Origin of the sequence: Ohtaekwangia sp., assembly GCF_036568665.1 — a bacterium.
Taxonomy (GTDB): domain Bacteria; phylum Bacteroidota; class Bacteroidia; order Cytophagales; family Cyclobacteriaceae; genus Ohtaekwangia.
Genome location: NZ_DATCSD010000015.1, coordinates 1 through 18094, shown reverse-complemented (window position 1 = coordinate 18094; position 18094 = coordinate 1). Strand labels below are relative to the sequence as shown.

Below are 18094 nucleotides of genomic sequence, written 5' to 3'. Positions count from 1 at the left end.
CAGAACTTGCCAGTGCAAAGATATCGTCTACGTTTTCAGATGTATTGATGGTGCCCGGCAGCACAACCAATACCATGCCGGCAACCAAGCAGGGTATAAAAGTGAGCACCCTCAGTGCAACAGCACAGGCAAAAGTGTTAGCGGCTATGGCTCCATGGTTAAATGATATGGATGCTGATGCTACCGCAAAATTTACTTCTATATATAGCAATGAGCTGGCTGATACATACGTAACGTATGCAAGCAACAGCAGTGGTACATCGGGCAATGCCAGCACGTTCTTTACGACCAATACCGACTATGTGCGTATTGACGGACCAAGTGTTTGGATCGAGTTTATCTGCCAGACCGGTGTGGTATATCCATCGGAGATACACTATCACAGTGTGTTCCGCGATCACAGCCGCGATTATATAGGACTATAATTTTATCAACGATGGCCGCGCGAATACAGGTGATCATTACAAACAGTTGCTGCATGCAGCGACTGTTCTTCCTGCTGCTGATGGCAGGTACAAATCTTTTCTGTCAAAGTATATATGCACATCAGTCACCCAACACCATTATGTTGCTGGATGTACAGCCCGATGGTGTGGAAGCAGAGCTTCAGTTACCCCTGAGTGAACTGGAACTTGCTTTCGGAAAAGATCTTCGCACTCATTCAGAAACACTGGTTGCTCGTTGGGGTTCACAACTCCAATCCTACCTGCTGGCGCACATCCGGCCGGAGAGTGATGATCACCTGCCGTGGACTGTAACGATACGCGATATTTACGTAGCACCTGCCGAACAAAGCTATAGCGGACCAATACAGGAACTCATTGTACGCTTGTGGCTGCAACCACCTGTGGGTAGCAGCAGCCGTATATTTACCTTGCGTTACGATGTGATCATGCACCAGGTGGTAACACACTTTGCTATAGTATCGGTACGAAATGATTGGGAGACCGGTATAGATGCCGATCACCCGGTAGAGCTCGGTGCCATTCGCATGGATACGTATAGCGGAATTATACTTCCGCTAAAAATCAATCAAAGCGGTGGAAGCTGGTGGTACGGTTGCAGGAATATGATCGCGCTGGGTATAAAGCATATAGCCGAAGGTACCGATCATTTGTTGTTTCTGCTTACGCTGTTGTTACCGGCTACACTGTTGGCGCAGGGAAAGCGATGGGGCCATTTCGGAGGTATAAAATATAGTCTTTCACATTTACTGTCTATCATCACCGCATTTACTATCGGACATTCGCTTACTTTATTGGCGGGTGTTATCGGGTGGTTGCAGTTGCCATCACAACCTATAGAAGTGCTCATTGCATTTTCTATCGGTATATCTGCCGTACATGCATGGAGGCCGATATTTTTCGGACGAGAGGTATATGTTGCCGGAGGGTTTGGATTGGTGCATGGTCTTGCTTTTGCAGGAACGTTAACCAGCTTCAACCTTGCACCGGGTTACATGGCATTGAGTATATTAAGCTTTAATATAGGCATAGAACTCATGCAATTGACAATGGTGTTGCTTACTATACCATGGCTGATATTGTTGAGTCAGACCAAACTATATAGCGGCTTCCGTATAGCAGGCGCAACGTTTGCGGCTATAGCCGCCCTGGCGTGGATGGCAGAGCGTATACTGATGGTGACTAATCCTGTAACGCAAGTAATTGAAACGATAGCACAGTTTGCTCCGTGGATCGTACTCGTATTGGCGTGTGTAGCTTTGTTTACCTATTGGTGGGAGAGAAGGCGAAGCAGTCGTATTGTGTAATTTATAGGGAGAGCATTGTAAAAAAAAAATAGCTACGTGATTGGCGTAGCTATTTTTCTATGGTTGCGAAAGTAATAAATTAGTCTTTCGCAAATTCAGTGTTAGCAGTGATGGTAACTTCATCGCTTACTACAGCACCAGGAGTAGAAGCACCTACACCGAAATCAGAGCGTTTCAGTGTACCGGTTACTTTGAAACCAGCGATGGTCTTCTTAGTATAAGGATGAACAGCTGTACCGTTGAAAGTAACTTCGAGGGTAACAGGTTTTGTTACACCGTGCAGGGTAAGGTTACCAACCAAAGTATACGTGTTCTTAGCTTTCTTTTTGAAAGATGTGCTCTTGAAAGAAAGTGTACCGAATTGAGCAGCATCGAAAAAGTCAGCACCTTTCAGGTGACCATCACGTTGATCGTTGTCAGTATCAATCGTGTTGACATCAGCGGTCAGTTCGATAACAGCATCAGAGAAATCTTCTTTAGAAGAAGTGATTTTCGCGTTGAAAGACTTGAATGCACCATCTACATTAGAGATCATCAAGTGAGTTACGCTAAAGCCCAGTTTAGAGTGCGCCTGATCGAGTGACCAGGTCTGAGCAAATGCTGACACTGCGAATACGAAAGCGAGCGTGGTTAGTGTTAGTTTTTTCATGGATAATTGATTTTTGTTTAACAGTTTTACTTTATAGTTTATAAATACATACGAGATGTCATACAATATTCGCTGATCCGGGTTGGCTTTCCAAATATATAGTGTACCGGATATATGCGGTTTCTACGGGTTAATGTTCAGTGGGTTTAGTGTTCAAAGTTTACAGTTCAATGTCTGGTGTTGCTGTTCTATACAATTTCTTTGCCAGTATTATAGTGACTCTGTTTTGTATACATAATATTTTGTTATAGCGAGATATATACCGTATATGGGTTATAGCATCTGCTCTTTGTATCAGTTAGCCAGTAACGCTATACCTATACTGTCAGTTCCCCGTTCATTAAAAATATATAGTTTATGATGGTTGGTTGGCTGTAATCAGCACCCGATTGTTGTATTAACAACAGTTAGTCGATTTTTTCGAAAGTTGCAATCCATGGGGTATTTAGTTACTTTTGGTAACTCAAAGGTAAATGGATACTGACTGGATGTACAAGAAGGCACCTTTTCCTTAGTAACTTACCTGGAAGTAACTATAATTGAAATTCAGCGTGTTATGATGCGAAAAAAGCCTGAAGATTTTTCTGCCTTGTCTCATTGCCCCATCCGTAATGTGCTCGATCGCTTTGGCGACAAGTGGTCTATCCTGGTAATTCTCGTGCTCGGTGAAAATAAAGATGCCATGCGTTTTAATGAGCTGGCACAAACGATCGGAGACATTTCTCAAAAGATGCTTACGGTTACCTTGCGTACACTTGAGGCCGATGGTATGGTAGTGCGTAAACATTACCCTGAAATACCACCACGCGTGGAGTACGATCTCACCGATCTGGGCAAGAGCCTGCTGCCCCATGTGGAAGGTCTGGTACAATGGGCGGTAAAGAACTATGATTCCATCACCAAAGCGAGAAAGAAATTTGCTGCCCGCAAGCAACTTGTATAATCGCGAAGTATATTCCTTCATACAAATTCTTCATACAACATCACGGTCCTGCTATACTCTGCCTGGCAAGACCTGTCTGGTTGATATATGTTTAACCCTCTATCAAGCAGGTATGTGCGGATCATAACACGGAAACACGACCGATAATATAAAGTATATTTTTTTACATACAGTTAACGTGTGCATGTATACCGTTCAACACTGTGTGGTATGGAAACAGATAAACGGTATCCGATTATTAGTATATAACCGTATATTTACCCCTGTTCTATACGCCCTTTAATCTAATGAGTAAGAGTAACGGTCTTAAGTACTCTATCAACCTGTCGTTTGAAGAGATCAAGCTGCCACCGTTCCGGGATATTCTGGTCCTGGGAAAAAATTCGCAGCACGGTAAAATTGGTATACTGAAATCATTTGAGCTGTTGATTCCAAATGGCTTCGAACTCGTAGAAGTCAATCATGAAAATGTAGAAGCTGTATTTGTCAACAAGCGGATCTTAGCCAAGATGCCTGCTGAGCGAATCGTTATGATTCTGGAAGACAAGGTGTTCCCATTTGTGTCCGATAGCGAACTGATAAAAGTAGATTTCAGGGTAACTATATCTTATACCAATATCGAACAGGAGCTCTGATGAACATTTCATTTTTTGTCAGGCGTAATTTCCAAACCATTCAGCCATACCAGGGTATAAAAGCAATCAAAGATGATCTGCTGGAACATGCTGCGCTCGTAGTGGAAGATGAAGAACACAATCACCTCGGTATACTTACGCCGCTGGATGTTGTTCAGCGCCCCTATAACCTTGTTATTGATTGCCTTACTGTTAAACCTGCATTGTCGGTATATGTAACTGTAGACGAAGCGTTGCAGACCCTGCAGCAGGAACAATCGGAAGTATTGCCCGTGTTTGATGACGATCGCTTCGAGGGATTGGTGTTCAAAAACGATCTGCTGGAATTTGTTCGCAGTAAAAGACGTGAGCTGGAAGCTGAAGTAGATGAGCGCACCCGCGAGATCAAGATCATTCATGAGAAACTGGAACTCTCGCGACAGGTATTGCAGGCTATGTTCGATAGTACGCAGTCATCTATTTTTTTGATAGCCCCGGATTATCGTATTATATTCTTCAACAAGAAAGCACTCGAAGTAAGTCGCTTCATGTACGGGCGTGAATTGCAACTGGGCGATAGCATCCTGAACTATAAAATGGATAGCGATGATGATGTGTTCACTTCGTTCCAGGTAAATTTTGAAAAAGCCTTGCGTTCAGGAGAACCTGTTACCACCGAGCGCGAAATAGTATATCCCAACATGCAGCTTTCCAATTGGATACGTTCGGAATATACACCGGTATATGATGAAGGCAAGGCGATTGGAGTAGCGCTTCGTGTAGTAGATATTACCGATAGGAAATTATACGAGCTGCAAATCGATATGCAGGCGCAGATACTGCAGCAAATATCGTGGATACAATCGCACCAGACTCGTCAGCCCGTGGCTACTATACTCGGGCTTATCAATATACTGGATAAGTCATCGATGACGGAAGACAATCAGAAGATCATTGGCATGCTGGAGCAAACGGCACATAAGCTCGATGACGTGATCCGCGAAACGGTGATCAAGGCAAATTCCATGTGATCTGATATATATTTTTATACCCCATTCTTCTACAAACTATATATTTCTTCACCGCTATATCTTAGCTACGGAGTTCGATCTCTGTAATCTTACGTAGACTTGTCTGTGTATTCTTTTTAGGGGAGCTATGCCCGGTTGATCTTACCTTTGCCCCGGCATTTTTCATTCGCTGATAGACTCATAAGATATACGCTTCTTCAGGTATATCCACGACCTCGTCATCAGAACATGCTGAATACTTCGGTATTGTAATTGGCCCGTAAATACGTATGAGTAGAATATATACTTTCTCAGTCTGTAGTAGTCTGATGCTCCTGATGCAGTGGTTGCTGTGCGGATGCAGCGTTCCGGAAACAGATTTTATTCAGCCGGTGCCGCATGCACTGGAAGCTACAGAGGTTATGTCTACCAGTTTTATAGCTTCGTGGAACCCGGTGCTCGGAAGTTCAACCTACCTCGTGGATATATCTACCGATCCGCAGTTTCTCAGTTATGTGGATGGATATCAATCGCGTGAGGTGAGCGATACGCATTTGCACATCACCGGTCTCGCTGTAGAAAAACAATATTATTATCGCGTACGCGCACAAAAGGGTAACACCATCTCCGGTAATTCAAATGTAATCACTGTTACTACGGCTGCCCTGGACGCACCTGTAGCGACAGCTGCCACGGGTATAAAAGTATTTCAATTTACTGCGCACTGGCAATTGGTAGATGAAGCTGCGAGCTATATCGTAAACGTATCAACTGAGCCAACGTTTACAAGTCTGGTAAGCGGCTACGAAGGCGTTGAAGTTGTAACCGACTCATTGATCGTTACCGGGCTTGACTATAGGCAAACCTATTACTATCGCGTTACGGCAAGAAGACTGGAAAAAACATCCAACTATTCCAACACCATTGAAGTAAAGCCATGCATATCGGCAAGCTGCAAGCTCGCAACGATTGTTACAGGTTTCCAGGAAACGGTCTCCCTTACGTACGATGATGCCGGAAACCTGATCACCATTACCAACGATGTGTACAGTATATGCCAGATATCCTATAACAATGCCAATGTAGCAACGCGTGTAGATGTATTGGATGGCGATGGAAATTTAACGGAGCGCGATAGTCTTGTTATTGACAGCAATAATCTGGTGCAATCCATCTATATAGATAATAATGACGATGGCCAGTCCGATGCTGTGATTGATTACCTCTATAACAATCTGCAACAGATCATTGGTATGCGACAATACAGTGATGTGGATCGTGTAAACATCAGTGCCTACCAGGATTACCAGGTGGATATATACGGCAATGTGCTGAAGATACTGGATGCGAATGGCAACCAGACAGGGCAGTTTCGCTACGATGAAAAGTTCAATCCAAAAATGCTGATACCCCAACCGTTGCGTTCGTATGTGATGGACGATTTTTCCGGTTACAATTTTCGTCCATACCTCGGGCTCAACAACCCGATATATGCGCAGGGAACGTTCTCTGATTTTGGAAGTGAAGAAGAGGTGTTTATCTACGATATCAACGATCGTGATGTAGCGCTCGCACGCAAAGGATTCTATAAGCTGACCTATGAATTTGCCGGATGTGATTTTTGATATGGCCAGATACCTTACCACTTTACGATCATTACGGATAGCGGGCTTGCTGATGCTCTCAGTGACAGCTTTTGCACAGGAGGCAGACCACACCAGCGACCTCTATAAGTTTACGGTTGACCAGGATATACTAAACCTGAAGTTTGAAGGAAATGCTGCTGTAAAACTGCGATCAGCATCGGGCTATGACGAAGATGTTACCCGCACACCGTATGCAGCTTCTGTACTTACCCGCGAAGAGATTGAGAACAGCGGAGCGCTGACTATACCGGAAGCCTTGCGCCTGGTGCCTGGCCTCTTTGTGCAGCAAACAACTAACGGTCTTTATGAAGTATATATACAAGGGCGCGAAGCGTTGCCGGCAGGAGAGACCCTGAGCGATGCACGCAGCAAGATGGTACTGGTGATGATCAACAACACTCCGGTTAACAATATGTTTGATGGCGGTGTGCTGTGGGAAGCACTACCCGTAAGTATACAGGATGTAGATCGTATAGAAGTATTGCAGAATCCCGCCACCGTTTTCTTGGGGCGCGATGCAGCAGCTGGTGTGATCAACATTATTACCAAAATCCCGGAAGGCACCAAGCTCAATATTCAGGGAACTTCGCAACGCAGCTTTACACCCAGTGGTGCACAAACTTCCATCAGCCATGCATCGGTAGGGCTGGGTGTGCGCGATAAATTTTCGATGCGGTTGTCAGGTTCATTCAACAGCGCACGCAGATTTCAGGATACTGACTATGTATATAGTGCAGGCCGATATATACCAGCCGATTCCTTGTTGTTCTATCAATCCAGCGTAGAGCGTACCAACCAATATGGCACGCTGGCACGACAGGATTATGCGATCACTTCCTTCATGCGATATACACCTCAGGAAAAGATCACACTCGATGCCTCGCTCTCTACGCAGCACTCGCAGGCGCAGACTATATATGGAGGCTTTGAAGAATTGGCATTGACGCGCAGAATATCTTCGCTCAACCTCGTAAACGTAAACGGTGTTATCTATAATATACATACACAGTTATCTTACCAGTTTGGTACGCAGAATATGGCCGCGGGCTATCCCGGATATAAAGCCGATGTGCAGCGAATAAACGCGCGGGTGTTCTACGATTTCGGCCGAAAGAATTTTCATATTATGCCGGGTGTCAGTTATCAGCGAAATGCATTGGATGATACTCCCTATCAATCCAGCGACAGTCGTTACCCGGATGTAATCAACGGTAATAAAAGCTTTTACAACTATGGTATATTTTTAAAAGCAGCAGCAACTTTCTTTGATGATAAACTTACGATCGATGGTGGTGTGCGCAGAGACTATTGGGATACTCATGGTAAAAGTGTTATAAACTACCAGGGTGCGGTAGCATATAGTCCAATCGATAAAATTCTTTTTCATGTAGTATATGCTACCGGCACACAAGGCAACACTGCAAGTGAATTGTTTGATGCCGGCACGCGAATAAATCCGGATGGCACTACCTGGGCTCGCATGGTTAATCCCTTACTCACCGGCACACAGGTACATAACCTTACTGCAGGCGCGCGTGCCAAGGCAACAGATAAAATATCGGTAGGCGTTAATTACTTCAACACAATATATACCGGGCTGCGCACTGAAAAATCATTTACCGACTCCACCGGCATGCCTACCCGGGAGTATATCAATACCGATACAGATCTTAAACGCAGTGGCGTTACCACTACTATATCGGCCGACTTTTCTTCCAAGTTAAGAATGCGTGCTTTTGCTACATGGCAGAAAACAACTTTCAGTAAGGATACTGCCGCTGTAAAAACGAACTATACTCCGGCATTTACCGGTGGCATGACCGCCACGTTCCGCACGCTGGTAGATAAGCTGACCATTGGTGCCAGCGTATATCTGTATGGAAAATATACCATGAAGACCGATCGTGGTGCAGAAGCCGTTGTTTCAAAAGTTGTACCCGATATAAAGGTGAGTTATAAATTCTGGCAGGAGAATGCAGTATTTATCAACGCCCGAAATTTTGCCAACGCATCCAGCAAAGAGTATATCTATTCCGATCGCGTGCCTGCGCTATACCTGGTGGGTGTTAACCTGAATTTTTAATCTGCTGTGAAAACAATCTATACATATAGCGTTCTGATCCTGGTCTGCCTTCTGTTGCAGGTGCATATACTGCATGCGCAAACGCCCCGGGATACTGTGCCCGCCAACCAGATGATTACACGCGCGGCAGAATGGGTAAGACAACATCAACCAGATAATGCTATACCGCTGGCAAAGGAAGGTATTGTACTGGCCCGTAAAAACTCGTTTCTCCGCGGAGAAGCTGTGGGTAACAGATTACTGGCCGAAGCATATGCGCAGAAGAAAGAATATAGCGATGCGTTGCGTCATTACTTCTCAGCTGTAAAGGCTTTTGACATTCTAAAGGACAACCGGCAGTTGATCAGGCTATATTCGGCTGTAGGTTCGTTATACCTCGAGCAGGACGCCTATACACAGGCTGTGCGCTATTTTGAACTGGCCTATAAAAGAGCAGAAGCTGCCAAAAGCGATGCGTCTGAAAATATAGCGTTGCTGGATAATATGGTATTTGCCAGCATACAACTGGAAGACTACACGCAGGCCATACACTACCAAACCCAGTTGCTGGATATATACCGGCAAACCTCCCAGAAACAGAAAGTAATCGAATCCTATAAAGCGCTGTCGTCTTTATCAGAAAGAACGCATCAATACCGGCTGGCGCAGAAGTATAACGCAGAACTGGTAACGCTATATACTGCTAGTAACGATGTAGCCGGTCTTTCATCCGCCTATAATAACCTCGGGTTTATCTGTAAACGTACCGATGATCTGAAAGCAGCAGTAGAGTATTTCAACAAGGTAACGGAGCTGATGAACCGCCAAACAAAAGATCTTTCGGACAATGATAAAGCTATACTCTATCAAAATGTAGGCGTTGCTTATACCAATCTGAAACAATATACCCGTGCCCGCGATCAGTATACTACGGCACGCAAAATTCGCGAGAAGCAAAAGAACGAAGTTGAAATGGCCAGTGTGGATAATTACCTGGCCTCTACATACTATGTAAGCGGCAATACAACGCGCGCGCTGAAAACAGTGAACGATGCTATACGGGTGGCCGAAGCCAACCGTGCCGAGGAAGTATTGGAAACCAGTTATAAAATTCTAAGCCTGCTATATGAGAAGGAGGATAATCCATCACGTGCGCAGCAATACCTGGAAAAGCACAGAGCATTAAAAGACAAACTGGCCAAAGCAGAGAAGCAGCGTAAACAACAACTGCTGCAAAAGCAATTGCTGATAGAACAAGCAGAAGAAGATATACGCACGCTGCTGGCAGAACAGGAGCGCGAAGTACTCGAAGCCGAACGCAGAGAGAGTGAACTGAAGCTGCAGCAAAATGAGATTGCACTGAAAGCGAAAGAGCTCGCGATCATTAAGCGCGATCAGGAATTAAAGGCGATTGAATTTAAAAATCAGCAGCTTGAAAAAGAGCGTACGGAGCAGGCACTCGCCTTGGCGCAACAACAGCTGGAAGCCGAGAAGCGCGATCGTGAGTTGAGCATGCTTGCTAAAGAAAAGGAACTGCAGGAACAAAAGCTGAAACGTAAATCGCTGGAGGATGAGCAACAGAAAAAAACGATTCAGTTACTCGAAGCCGATAAGAAACTGAAAGATGAGCAGCTCACCAAAGGATACTGGATCGTGGCTCTCTTCGCACTGGTGCTTACCATTATCGTGATCAGCCTGCTGCAAAAACGGAAAGCCAACCGGCAGTTGCATCGCCAGCAGCAGGAGATACAGGAGAAGAACGTAGCGTTGCAACAGAACATGACGGAGTTGAATGCTGCACAGCAGGTGCTGAGTGAACAGAAAGATCAGCTCGAAGTACAAAATAAAAAGATCACCTCCAGTATACTATATGCGCAACGCATACAGCAATCTATACTGCCACCCGATAGCATGATGAGCAAATTATTTCCGGAGCACTTTATTACCTATCTGCCAAAAGATATAGTATCAGGCGATTTTTACTGGGCAACGGAGCGACAAGGTATAAAGATTCTTTCTGTAGTGGATTGTACGGGGCATGGTGTGCCCGGAGCGTTGATGTCCGTAGTAGGAAGTAATTCTTTGAGCGAACTGGTAAACCAGCGAAACTATACTAGTCCGGCAGCAATCCTTAACAACCTGCATGCGAGTATACGCAGCAAACTGAGCCAGGAAGAAAGTCAGAACCACGATGGTATGGACCTCGGTATATGTTCTATGGAACGTGTTGATAATACTGCGGTGAAGGTTGTATTCTCGGGTGCCAAGCAAACACTATATATTATGCGTGGCGGTGTGCTGGAAGAAGTAGAAGGCGATCGTAAATCGATAGGTGGAGCCAACACTGGCGCACAACGCGATTTTTCCAATCATGAAGTAATACTCACAAAAGGAGATATACTATATATGACAACTGATGGGTTTACCGATCAGAACGACCCGGAGCGCGTGCGCTATAATAAAAAGCGTTTCCGGAATTTAATTACCACCGTATACCATGAGAGTATGCCCAAACAGCGGCAGTTGTTTGAAGAAGCGCTGGCAGCACACCGGCAGCATGCCGAACAACGCGATGATATTACCGTGATAGCGGTGAAACTTTAAACGTATAGTATAGTAAGCAGGCATATATACATGGAAGACAAGAAGAATGCAAGATTAATGGATCTGTATAGCACCATGAATGAACAGGACATAATTATTTATTATAAAGGGCCATTTGATGATGTGATCCTTGCCGAGATCGGAAACAAGATCCGCAAGAAGGTATTCGAATCGCCCAAAGTAGGCAAGCGCCTCTTCGCTGTTTTCATGGAGCTTGCGCAAAATGTTTCGCTGTATTCTTCTGAGAAGAATCTGATGGAGCAGGAAGTGAAGTGGGGGGTGGGAACACTGGTGGTATACGAGAATCCTGAAACCTATATGCTGGTATCGGGTAACATGGTGCGAAACGAAGTGCTGGAACAGATCATACAGAAATGTACCGAAATCAACCAGCTCGATCGTGAGAACCTTCGCGCACTGAAACGCAAATACAGGAGCGCAGAAATTGCACCCGATCATAAAGGAGGAAATATAGGACTGATACAGGTAGCACTGAAGTCGGATTTCCCATTGCAGATTGATGCCAGACGTATAGACGACAAGCATTCGTTCTTTACGATATCGGTACAGATTTACAGACATGAAGATGCCACATCAGATGGAGAAGGTGAGCAATAATTTTTACACTGGTCAGATAGATACTATAGAGACTATGGAAGATTTAATATTGGAAGGGTCGAGGGATATATACTTTACACCTTCTGTAAAATTAGAAGCGGCATCGGGCCGTTGCAGTATTTCCGGAGAATCATACCTGGAAGAGCCTTACGAATTTTATAAGAAGGTAGCCGAGTGGTTTATGGGATATACCCGTGGGGGCGGAAGCAACATTCACCTCGACTTGCGACTGAATTACTTTAACACGAGCTCTTCGCGTGCTATACTGGAAATGCTTCGCGTGTTAAAGAACCTGCAGGAGAGCGGCACGCAGGTAGTAGTAAACTGGTATTATCCGGACCCGGACGATGATGAGATATTAATGGAGGGCGAAGATTTTCAGGAAGAGTGCGGGCTGGCGATCAACATGATCGAGTATGATCCGGATGATGTAGCGACAAAATAAAACAACGATCATGCAGGAGCGTGCATGATCGTTGACAAATCCTTTTACTTAACAATAAACTTGTTGCTCCAGTATTCTTTTTCGGAAGCAAGTTCGATGATATATAGTCCTGAAGGCAGATCATCTACGGCTATAGAAGGTATAGTTTGTGTATTTGACTCGTAGTGTTTTACCAGCGAGCCTCCTGCCGTGCGCACAGCCAGTGTATGGTTAGCACTATAAGCGTTGTCAGGCCATTCAATGTTCAGGCGTTTGTCTGTCGGGTTCGGGTATATCAGCAGCGACCCGCGTTTTTTCTTTTCAACACCGTTGATAACATCTGTGCCGAGGAAGCGAATCCAGTTAATGTTAAATTCCGGTTGTATAATTCTCACGCGTAATTTTCCTTCACCTTTGGTAAGCTTCAGTTTACCCACAGCGGTTTTCCATATTTGCCATCCACCCGTAACCGGTATATCTATTACGATACTGTTCAGTAGCGTACCCGTTGTATTGAATTGCTGAAACTCCAGTCGGCCAGCCTGTGCTGCACAGGCGATGCGTGCTTCCAGCGGATACTCACCATCTACCGGAACACGTATAAGGAACTCCAGGTAATCGCCTACATTCGAATGCCCCATATCCTGGCCACCACCGGTATCAGTAGTAGTTTCTGCCTGCAAGCCATAATTTACAGTGAAAGCTTCTGCTTCTATTTTCGCAGGTATATCAAAGTGAAACGGCAATGAGTTGGTTACAGCCAGGCTGGTAAAATTCTGAAGCGCTGTAGCATCCGTTGCTTTTATACTTCCATTCTGATAGCTGAGTGTAATGGTATTGTTATCCGAAACAACATCGCTTAACGTTAACAGTATACGGCTCGCGTTATTCGGGTCTATCTGTATATTGGTAATAGCGCGATCAGCACCATTTACCGAACACGTAAACCCGGCAGAGGCTATCGTAGCAGCGTTGGTATATTTATTCAGCATCAGGTATAGTCCCTGTGCGTTGGGAGCTGTTTCTGCAGAAAGCGCTGTGAAAGGAACTTCACTTATTTTTTTGCTAAGGGTAAATTTCAGGAAGCCAACATTGGCACCACCTTTTTCGAAGATGAATCTTAGCTTGTGTGTTCCTTTATAGAGTATAATTCCCGGCAGCACCTGGTTCTTCCAAACCTGTATACCGCCCGTTGCAGGCAGTGTTACTGATGCAGCCGTAGCACCATCGATTACAATCTTTACTTTGCTGGTACCGGTTAATGCACCATAGCGAATCGCTATATCATATACCGCACTCGAGTCGGCCTGCAAAGTATATTGCAGCCATTCACCATCGGCAGTCCAGCCTACATTATAGCCATTGGAAGCAGCATCGGTATCGCTGGTAGCTTCTATATCCACACCATCGTTACGATAAGCATAGCCGCTGTTCCACGGAGAAAATGATCCGGTGCTCACCTGGTAGTTGGCAGTGTCAGTATCCGAGTAGGCAAAGCCGTTGCGACCCAGATCAAAATCGGTAGCCGCTATAACTCCGGGTATATGGTTGGGAGCAAACGGGCGTGTAGCTGTACTGTTAACCTGGCGGAACATCGCATCGATCACATCCTTGCGGTATATATTGTTACCGATCTTGAGATTCTCTGCCAGTTGTGTTAATGCGGTGTTGGCGAAATCTACTGTTGGTTTGGTTCCACCGTTCTTCCAGTAATCGAGCAATGTGTTATAGCCATCGTTCTTCTTTACTGTAAGCGGATTTACAATGGAGTTTACTTTCTTCATCGGCCACCACGCCCAGCCAATGCTGTTGGCTTCCATCAGACTGATAGCATTGGTAAACCATGTATTGGAGTTCTCGCCCGATTCGCCCAGCCATACCGGTACACTATACTGATCGCGTATACCGGTAATAAACTGCACAGAACTCTGGTCGTTGTTATTCCAGTATTTATGAAAGCTTGCCGACATGTTGTTATCCCATGCAGGCATGAGGCCATTGTAATTGTTAGCCCAGCAATTTCCTTCAATAAAGATGATGTGATTCTTATCTACTTCGCGTATAGCGGAAGTGATCGCTATATATAGCGCACGAAGCGGAGCGTTTGTTTTTTCATCACAACCATTCTGATTGGCACCTGCAGTAAAATTCCAGTTCGGTTCGTTGATAAGATCGTATCCGCCAATCCACGGTTCATTCGCATAACGAGTGGCGAGTTTTTTCCACAAAGCGATCGTCTTTTGTTTGTTCGCATCACTTTCCCAAAGCGAAGGCTTGGTAGCATCGTAGTCAGATATAGCAGCATCATGTCCTTGTCCACCGGGAGCAGCATGCAGATCGAGTATCAGGTATATTTTGTTTTTTGCGCACCACTTCAACAGGTTATCCGTCATAGTAAAACCTTTGTCGAGCCAGGTGTTTTGTCCGGCAACCGGTTCATCCTGTATCGGCAGGGTAAAAAGATTATAGTGCATCGGGAGGCGTATGGCGTTAAATCCCCAGGCTGCGAGTGAATCAACATCGCGTTCGGTGCAATGATTGGCGAGCCATGCATCATAAAAGGCGGTGGTGTTGGCATCGCCTACCAGGTCTTTGATCTTGGCTTTTATCTGCGATTGCGTGTTGGCAAAGCTGTTGGTTTCGAGCATGTAGCCCTCCTGCAGCATCCAGCCACCGAGACCCATGCTTCGCAGAATTACCTCTTTGCCATCCTTATCCACAATTTTTTTTCCACTGGCGTGGAGATATTGTGCGGGCAGGCTTCTGGTCAAAAAGACTATGCAGAGCAGGGTGATTATCAGGGTGATCCGCGGGCGGCAATGTAAAAAATCCTTCATAGCAGGCGTTGGGTTTGATTAGTAAGTGTAGCAATCGTTTTCGAAATTCAAGTATATTGGTTATGATGTGCTAAATTTTCAATGGGGATACATCTAAAATACATCAGGGCTTTTTTCGGGCTACGTCTTTTATACTTCAAGGCCCGGACTTTCTCTGAATATCAGGTACTTGGCAGAAGCGTAGGCATGAAATGGCAACGGGGAGAAATGAACGCTTTGTTTTTAAGCTTGTCGTACACATTGTATATATGTAGTGTGGTCATACGGAGAATAATACAAATGTCGGGACTGGCGCAGCGGGCGTACAGCCTGGCCGTTGGCCTGGTGTGCTGTGTACCGCTTCTGGTGCAGGCGCAATTCACTCAGCCGGCTGTTCCGCAAACGCCAACGCTGCGGGGCATGCCGCGCATTATCCACTATACTAAAAAGGAGTTTAATGCAGACCCGCAGTTCTGGACGATGTGCCAGGATCGCCAGGGAATTTTATACTTTGGTAATAATGATGGTGTGCTCATCTATGATGGCGAGCGCTGGCAGAAAGTTACGTTGCCCAACAACTCTTCGGTGCGCAGCCTGCGCATGGATCAGAAAGGTGTGATCTATGCGGGAGGATTCAACGAACTAGGTACCATCAGGCGCGATCCGTATGGTAAATATTATTATCAGTCATTACTGGAATTACTGCGCCCGGAAGATCGTAATCTCGAAAATATCTGGCAGATACATGAAGCACAAGGCTATATGGTGTTTCGCAGTATGCGCATGCTGATAGCAATAGCCAATAACAAAGCGATTACACTACCCACAACACAGTCGTTTAAATATTCTACCGTAATAAACGATCAGCTATATGTACTCGACAACGATGGTATACGTTTGCTTGATCTTCACTCGCTCGAGTTTACTAATATCGTTCACCAGCAAGATGTACATGCGGAAGAGATCGTGGCACTGTTACCGGGATTTCATAATGAAGGTTTACTGCTCATTACGAAAAGAGGAAATGCCTTTTCAATCGATCCGAAAAAACGACAGGTAACATTCCGCAAGCGACTTATACCGGAGAACTCGAGCAACCTGATCACGTGCGCGATCAAATCATCGGAAGGCACCTATTATTTAGGAACGCTCAGTACCAAAATTATACTGCTGCACGAATCGGGCGAAGAAGTTACTACCAGCGAAGCATTCCAGAATCTGCAGGATAATACCGTACTCAACTTGTTTGAAAGCAAGGAAGGAAACATCTGGGCGCTGCTCAACAATGGTATAGATTGCATCGATATATCATCGCCTATGACGATGCTGTTTGATAACGCCGCTATCTACGATGCACTGCCGGTAGGCAATACGTTGTATCTGGCAACCAACCAGGGAGTATTTGTATCGCCCGATAACAGCAGTCGTACTATATCGCGCACAAGTTTTAAAAAAATAGCAGGCCTTGAAGGACAGGCGTGGTCACTGCAGTTCTTTAAAGGAAGTATACTGTGCAGTCACGACCGCGGTATATTTGTGTTATCCAAAGACGGAGTCCATCACGTGCCCGGCATTACCGGAGTGTGGAAGATCATTGCTGTAAATGGTCACCCGGATGATTTCCTGGTGTGTACTTACGAGGGTATACACGTATTGCATTACGATGCCGCGAAAGGTTTTGAAATGCGCCATCGTATAGAAGGCTTTAACGAATCCAGTCGCGATATACTGCAAAGCAATACCGACCCCGGTATATTTTGGGTATGTCATGGATATAAAGGCGTGTTCCGCATCAAGGTAAATGAAAGCCTGACGCATGCGGTGAGCCTGGAACATTTTAAAGATCAGAATGGATTGCCATCACCATTTAACGTTAATGTATTTCGCTGGAAGAACGAAACGGTGTTCACGACCAACAAGGGTATATTTACGTTTAACGAAAAGACCAATCGCTTCGAGCCGCATACTTTTCTTACCACCCTGTTTGGTACCAGTAAAAATGTGCGCAAACTTTTGCAACACGATGATAAAACGTGGTTTGCCCACGATGATGAAGCCGGTTATTTTATTACCGACTCGCCCGACCCCGTATTGGTAAAAGGACTGTTCCTCAACCTGAAGGGTTCGTTCAATCCCAGCATGGAATGTATCGTGCCGTTAAATCGCAATCACGTATTGATGGGCGCAGTTACCGGACTATATTCATTTGATCTCACCTATAATCCATCAAACAATCCGCCCGGCAATATGCTCATTACCAATGTGAGCGCGATACAAGGCGAAGAGGAAGTGCATGGTGCCTTGCATAACACCACAACTTCGCGTTACCGGCTTTCGAATAATACAGGAACAATTCGTTTTGATTTTGCTGCAACCAACTTTCTTGATCGCCTGAACATTCAGTATAGCTATAAACTGGAGTCGATGGATGAGAAGTGGTCTGAATGGCAGGAGACTCCCTTTAAAGAGTTTAATTACCTGCGTTCGGGGCGTTATGCTTTTCATGTAAAGGCGCAAAGTCTGCTGGGCGAAGTGTCGGAAGAAGCTGTGTATTACTTTGAAATTTTGCCGGCCTGGTATCAGACTACATGGGCGTATAGTATATATAGTGTGCTGGCCGCCTGTATTCTGGTAATGACAGTAGGGATGGTGAAGCGCAAGATAAACCTGGAGAAACAAAAGACGCGTGACGAAGAGGCGAAGAAGCGCAAGGTACTGGAACTGGAAATACAGCAGATAAAACTGAAACAGGAGAAAGAACAGATCATCCGCGACAAAGAGCTGCTGGAGGAAGACGTTATACATAAGAGTAAAGAACTCGCCAACTATACCATGCTGTTGGTAAAGAAACGCGAGTTGCTTTCGGAGATGCACGAAGACCTGAAGGTGTTACGCGATGCTGTTCGCAGCGATACGCCCCGGCAAATGGTGCGCGAC

Annotated in this window: 13 protein-coding genes; 11 read left to right on the top strand and 2 right to left on the bottom strand. The window is 45.3% G+C overall.

The features are described from left to right. Together VIN08_RS00695 and VIN08_RS00690 are read left to right on the top strand one after the other, a co-directional pair. Window positions 1–425, top strand: a 425-nt coding sequence (locus tag VIN08_RS00695) for a DUF3500 domain-containing protein (protein ID WP_331958711.1), incomplete at its 5' end; no start/stop codon positions are given. A gap of 11 nt (window positions 426–436) precedes the next feature. Then, window positions 437–1771 (top strand): HupE/UreJ family protein, encoded by a 1335-nt coding sequence (locus tag VIN08_RS00690; protein WP_331958708.1) that lies wholly within the window; start codon window positions 437–439, stop codon window positions 1769–1771. A 79-nt stretch (window positions 1772–1850) separates the two neighbouring features. Here the strand turns inward: VIN08_RS00690 and VIN08_RS00685 are convergent, their stop codons facing one another. Then, window positions 1851–2420, bottom strand: coding sequence for a YceI family protein (locus tag VIN08_RS00685; RefSeq protein WP_331958705.1), 570 nt, complete (start codon window positions 2418–2420; stop codon window positions 1851–1853). Window positions 2421–2976: 556 nt separating this feature from the next. Here VIN08_RS00685 and VIN08_RS00680 point away from each other — a divergent pair. The 8 genes from VIN08_RS00680 (at window position 2977) to VIN08_RS00645 (ending at window position 12362) form a co-directional block, all read left to right on the top strand. Further along, window positions 2977–3363 carry a helix-turn-helix domain-containing protein gene (locus tag VIN08_RS00680; protein ID WP_331958702.1) on the top strand — a complete coding sequence of 129 codons (387 nt, stop codon included), beginning with the start codon at window positions 2977–2979 and terminating at the stop codon, window positions 3361–3363. Between the two features lie 287 nt (window positions 3364–3650). Beyond that, a complete protein-coding gene (locus VIN08_RS00675) occupies window positions 3651–3998 on the top strand; it encodes a hypothetical protein (protein WP_331958699.1) in 348 nt (115 codons plus the stop codon). After that, complete coding sequence (locus VIN08_RS00670; RefSeq protein WP_331958696.1) at window positions 3998–5008, top strand: CBS domain-containing protein; 1011 nt, start codon at window positions 3998–4000, stop codon at window positions 5006–5008. The genes VIN08_RS00675 and VIN08_RS00670 overlap by 1 nt, the downstream gene beginning before the upstream one ends. A gap of 269 nt (window positions 5009–5277) precedes the next feature. Continuing rightward, window positions 5278–6612 (top strand): fibronectin type III domain-containing protein, encoded by a 1335-nt coding sequence (locus VIN08_RS00665; RefSeq protein WP_331958693.1) that lies wholly within the window; start codon window positions 5278–5280, stop codon window positions 6610–6612. Between the two features lies 1 nt (window position 6613). After that, complete coding sequence (locus VIN08_RS00660) at window positions 6614–8716, top strand: TonB-dependent receptor plug domain-containing protein (RefSeq protein WP_331958690.1); 2103 nt, start codon at window positions 6614–6616, stop codon at window positions 8714–8716. Window positions 8717–8722: 6 nt separating this feature from the next. After that, window positions 8723–11299, top strand: coding sequence for a tetratricopeptide repeat protein (locus tag VIN08_RS00655; RefSeq protein ID WP_331958687.1), 2577 nt, complete (start codon window positions 8723–8725; stop codon window positions 11297–11299). Between the two features lie 30 nt (window positions 11300–11329). Beyond that, window positions 11330–11917, top strand: coding sequence for a SiaB family protein kinase (locus tag VIN08_RS00650; protein ID WP_331958684.1), 588 nt, complete (start codon window positions 11330–11332; stop codon window positions 11915–11917). After that, window positions 11880–12362: a DUF1987 domain-containing protein gene (locus VIN08_RS00645; RefSeq protein ID WP_331958681.1), complete on the top strand. Its 483-nt coding sequence runs from the start codon at window positions 11880–11882 to the stop codon at window positions 12360–12362. Before VIN08_RS00650 ends, VIN08_RS00645 begins: the two co-directional genes overlap by 38 nt. Window positions 12363–12406: 44 nt before the next feature. Here the strand turns inward: VIN08_RS00645 and VIN08_RS00640 are convergent, their stop codons facing one another. Beyond that, window positions 12407–15178, bottom strand: coding sequence for a carbohydrate-binding protein (locus tag VIN08_RS00640; RefSeq protein ID WP_331958678.1), 2772 nt, complete (start codon window positions 15176–15178; stop codon window positions 12407–12409). A 279-nt stretch (window positions 15179–15457) separates the two neighbouring features. On the opposite strand from VIN08_RS00640, the gene VIN08_RS00635 reads away from it, so the two are divergent. Then, window positions 15458–18094 (top strand): triple tyrosine motif-containing protein (locus VIN08_RS00635; protein ID WP_331958675.1); only part of this gene is annotated, 2637 nt, incomplete at its 3' end.